The sequence below is a fragment of the uncultured Thiocystis sp. genome, from assembly GCF_903866365.1.
Lineage (GTDB): Bacteria > Pseudomonadota > Gammaproteobacteria > Chromatiales > Chromatiaceae > Chromatium.
Genome location: NZ_CAIPNF010000300.1, coordinates 1 through 4465, shown reverse-complemented (window position 1 = coordinate 4465; position 4465 = coordinate 1). Strand labels below are relative to the sequence as shown.

At 57.8% G+C, this 4465-nt stretch carries 5 protein-coding genes; 1 reads left to right on the top strand and 4 read right to left on the bottom strand.

The features are described 5' to 3' along the window. Positions 1-286 (top strand): hypothetical protein (locus tag QZY07_RS17145; RefSeq protein WP_295405364.1); only part of this gene is annotated, 286 nt, incomplete at its 5' end. Here QZY07_RS17145 and QZY07_RS17140 read toward each other — a convergent pair. From QZY07_RS17140 to QZY07_RS17125, 4 genes are all read right to left on the bottom strand, one after another. Further along, complete coding sequence (locus QZY07_RS17140; RefSeq protein WP_295405362.1) at positions 244-825, bottom strand: Uma2 family endonuclease; 582 nt, start codon at positions 823-825, stop codon at positions 244-246. The genes QZY07_RS17145 and QZY07_RS17140 overlap by 43 nt on opposite strands. Positions 826-935: 110 nt before the next feature. Continuing rightward, positions 936-2030, bottom strand: a complete 1095-nt coding sequence (locus tag QZY07_RS17135; RefSeq protein WP_295405360.1) for a PDDEXK nuclease domain-containing protein — start codon at positions 2028-2030, stop codon at positions 936-938. Beyond that, positions 2027-2662, bottom strand: a complete 636-nt coding sequence (locus QZY07_RS17130; RefSeq protein ID WP_295405358.1) for a hypothetical protein — start codon at positions 2660-2662, stop codon at positions 2027-2029. The genes QZY07_RS17135 and QZY07_RS17130 overlap by 4 nt, the downstream gene beginning before the upstream one ends. Beyond that, a partial coding sequence (locus QZY07_RS17125) for an N-6 DNA methylase (protein WP_295405356.1) occupies positions 2659-4465 on the bottom strand: 1807 nt, incomplete at its 5' end. The genes QZY07_RS17130 and QZY07_RS17125, both read right to left, overlap by 4 nt.

Here is a 4465-nt window from a genome sequence, read left to right as displayed (position 1 = left end):
CGGGTGGCAATTCCTTCAGAAACGCTTCAAACGCAAGATCGACGGGCTGAGGGGCGTGGAGCATGGCAGCAAAAAGCTAACACATCGCACCTCTCCACTGATTTTCAAGGGCTTGTCGGCTATGTTGGCGCTTATGGGTATTCACCCCGTCCCACACGTTTATCCACCGCCGACCATTGCCGCCCCTGCTCAAAACATTCCGGACGGGGCGCATGCCCCGTCCGGCTTGAGCTGTAAAGATGCTCAGACATCGCCCGACCCTGAGACAAATCCGACCCCCTCATAAAAGCGCTCGATGTCCAGCCTCTGGTCAATCGATGCCACATTCAGTGTCTCTGACAATGCCTGGTATTCATACAGGTGCCACTCATGCGATCCCAAGCGCCGATAATGCTCGACGAGTATCGATTCCGAATCAACCAGCACATAATCCTGAAGACAGGGAATGGACCGATACTGCATGAACTTGTCACCACGATCATAACTGCGCGTGCTCGGCGACAGGACTTCGATGATCAGGACTGGATTTAAGAGCGTGCGGTCATGATCGACAAGCTTCGGCGTATTGCAGTACACCGAGACGTCAGGATAGGTATCGAGACCGGAGGGCGTCGAAACGCGCATGTCGCTATTCATCGGCTGACACGGTTTCCCGCGCAGCAGATCATGTAGATAACTGGTGATATTCAATCCGATTTTGGCATGATTGAATGTCCCGCCGGTCATCGCGAAGATTTCGCCGTGACAGAATTCATGCTTGACCGATGAGGTCACTTCAAGCCGTAAATAGTCGGCACGACTGACAGATGAGTCAATGGCTTGCATAATGTATTCATCCGATCAAATTTGACGTGCGCGCACCCGCCAATGCTCCGGCACCTGCCCAATCCACTCCACCCCGGAATCCCGATAGGCCGGGTAAGGCTTGTAATGGCTCATTCCTCATCCCCAGTCATTTCCAGCCGACGAGCGCCCAACGCCTGTTGCGTCTTCTCGATCTCATCGGCAAGCAGTTTTTCATCCGGCAACACGGTCTGGTATTCAGCCGCCAACACCTTGTTGGACAATCCTTCGAGGGCGTAATGGGCTTCGGCAGCCCCTTTGCTGGCGCACAGAATCAGGCCAATCGGCGGGTTTTCGCCGGGCTTCATCCAGTGCTCACGAGCGTAGTTCAGGTACAGGTGCATCTGGCCCGCGTCGGCGTAGCTGAATTTGCCGACCTTCAGATCGATGACGATCAGGCATTTGAGTTGGCGATGGAAGAACAGCAAGTCGACCCGGAACCAACTGTCGTCCAGCCTCAACCGCCGTTGCCGACCGACAAAGGCGAAGTCGTCGCCCAGTTCCATCAGGAAATCGGCAAGGTGCTGAATCAGTGCTTCCTCCAGTTCCGATTCCGAGTATTCGTCCTTCAGATTCAGAAACTCCAGCACGAACGGGTCTTTCAACGCCTGTTCGGGTGTCACCGTGTCGCTGGGCGCGGGCTGTTCGGCTGTTTGCAGCATGGCCGCCTTGTTGCGTGACAAGGCGATGCGTTCATAGAACTGGCTATTGATCTGACGAGCCAACTGGCGCACCGACCAGCCGCCGCGCAGGGTCTCGGTTTCGTAGAAACGGCGGGCGTCCGCGTTTTTGACGGACAGCAGTCGAACATAGGCGGACCAGGGCAGCGGGAAGGTGTTGGCGAGTGCGTTTAGGTCGCCCCATTCTCCAGACACTGACTGGAGAATTGGAGCGTTCGGCCATGCCTGATGAAAGGCCCGCATTTGCCACAGGTTCTGACGACTGAATCCACGTCCAAAACGCTTCGTCAAGTCGTCGGCCAGTCGCTCGATCAACGCCTCGCCATAGGCGGCACGCTCTTGCCCGCCCTGCTCAAACTCAACAATACGCCGCCCAATTTCCCAATAGGTTGCCGTCATCACCGCATTGACGCTGCGGGCAGCGGCGCGTCGAGCGGCATCCAGCAGTAGGACGATGTCGGCATGGACCGCGCTGTACTCCGGCGTTGAAGGAGGCAGATCGCTCAATTTTTTGCTCCTTGTTCACGCAGCCAGTCGGCACGACGGTAGCGATACCCGGGAAATTCAGCGTCCAGCGTGGTTTGTCCCAGCATCAGATGGCGAGCCAGCCGGGCAAGCGAAGCCAATTCATCTTCATGTCGCACGTCCAACGGGGCGATCAGATTGACGCCCATCGCCCAGCGTAAGCGATCCCGCTTCCAGGAAGGCGCAACCTCAAGAGCGATTCCCTGCGTCGTCAGGCGCTCTCGAATTGTTCGCTGTCGCTCGTCATGCAGCCGTTGCTCTGCGGAAGGTTGGCGACAGCTATAACTCACGATCTTCTTGCGCGACCCACCCACCCGGCGATAATTTTTCGTGATGCCTTCCGTCAACCAATCTTCTTTCGGCCCCGCTCCAGCGTCTTGCCAGGACTGCTCGTCAAGCGCATCCGCATAAACTTGACGTGGATGCAGCCACCAGACGATGACCCGTCGCCCGTTCAGAATGAAGCCGACATCGTCCCACCAGGAGAGGCTGTCCGGCGGCGTCTCCGCGTAGGAATGCGGGATGAAAAGACCGCCTTGCGACAAGCGCCAAGGATGGTGCCGATGGTATTGGCGCTGCAGTCGACCCAAGCGTTCAAGTTTGGCATTTTTCATTCCGTGACCTCGCCCAGCAACGCGGCAATCTCGGCCTCGACCTGCTTCAGATCGGCATCGATGTCGGCCAGCTTGCGCGGCGGAACATATTGATAGAAGAAGCGGTTGAAGTTGATTTCGTAGCCCACCTTGCCAACTTGCTTGTCCTTCTCGTCGCGGAACGTCTCATCGATGTAGGCATCGGGCAGGTGCGGCAGCACCTCGCGAGCAACGTAGTCCTGGATGCTCTCGGTGAGCGGAATGTTTTCGTAGTCCGTCAATTCGGAATCAGGGACGATTTGCCCAGCGGCATCCCGTACCGGCTCGCCATCCGGGTTTCGCTGGCCGAAGGCATTGATCAGCGCCTTGATGAAGGGCTTGCCTGTCTTGGTCGCCTTGCCCGCCGCCAGAGCTGTTTGTACCCTTTCAGCCGCAAAGGATTCTGCCCAGCCAACGGGATGCGTCGCGCCAAGGTGATCGCGCAGCGCAGATTCCCAGAGGACTTGATGTTCCAGCGGCAGCTTGTGCCATGCCTTGTCTGCCTTAAGCGTGTCCAGGCCAGCTTCGTCGATGTGCAGGGACATCCGCAGTGGACGCAGCACCTTGATCCGACGATAGCCAAAGGTACGGTCATCGAGCATCCGGCTGTGTTCGCCGTTCTCGGCTGCGGCGTAGAGATCGACAATCTGATGGCGGTGGTCATCGCTGATGATCCGGCGCTTGTTGCCTTCGTTCTTGATCGATGTCCAAAAGCTGGTGGCGTTGATGAGCTGCACCCGCCGTTTCCGGTGCTCCGGCTTCTTGTTCGAGAGAATCCACAGGTAGGTGCCAATGCCTGTCCGGAAGAAGATTTCCGTGGGGATCGCTACGATGGCATCGACCAGATCGTTTTCGAGCAGCCAGCGGCGAATCTCGGATTCCCCTGACGATGCGCCGCCATTGAACAAGGGCGACCCCGACAACACGATCGCCGCACGACCACCGCCGTTTTCAGGCAACTCCAGTTTGCTCGCCAGGTGCAACAGGAAGAGCATGGAGCCATCGTTGATGCGTGGCAGGCCGGGGCCAAAACGACCGTCGTATTTCTTGTCCTTGTGCTCGGCATTGACAGTATCCTGATCCTTCTCCCACTTCTTGCCAAAGGGTGGATTGGAGAGGCCATAGTGGAAGCGGTCGTTAGCGAACTGATCGTTGGAGAGCGTGCTGCCGAGACGGATGTTCTTGGACAGATCGCGCCCCGGATCGGATTCCAGTGTGCGCAGCAGCATGCCGGTGAGGCAGACCGCGTGGGTTTCAGGTTCAAGCTCCTGTCCATGAGGAACAAGAACCGGCGGCACCTTGAAGCGGTTGCCATAGTCGGCGACGTGGTTCATGGCGTCCGTCAAAAAGCCACCCGTGCCACAGGTCGGGTCGTACAGCGTCCGAATGAGTCCAGGATTGGATTCAAATAGGGCGTCATCGGGATCAAGTAGCAGTGCCGTGGCCAGGTGCACCACGTCACGCGGCGTCATGAAGTCTTCGGCCCCTTCGTTCACCTCGGCACCAAAGCGACGAATGAGGTGTTCGTACAGGTTGCTCATGACCCGATCCGACACGACCTCGGGATGAAGATCGATGCCGGCGAAGTTCTTGCAAATCTTGAACAGCACTCCAGCCTTGTCGAGCCGGATGAGGGTATTCGAGAAGGGGGGTATCCAGCTCAGTGCGGTAACCCCTACTGGTTGTGATGGCGCCATGGGCGAGCCGACGAGGTGACGGCAAGCGACGGAGGGCCTACCTGATGCGCTAGGTGCGAGCGTGGTGAGATTGGTCTTGGGGCTGGAT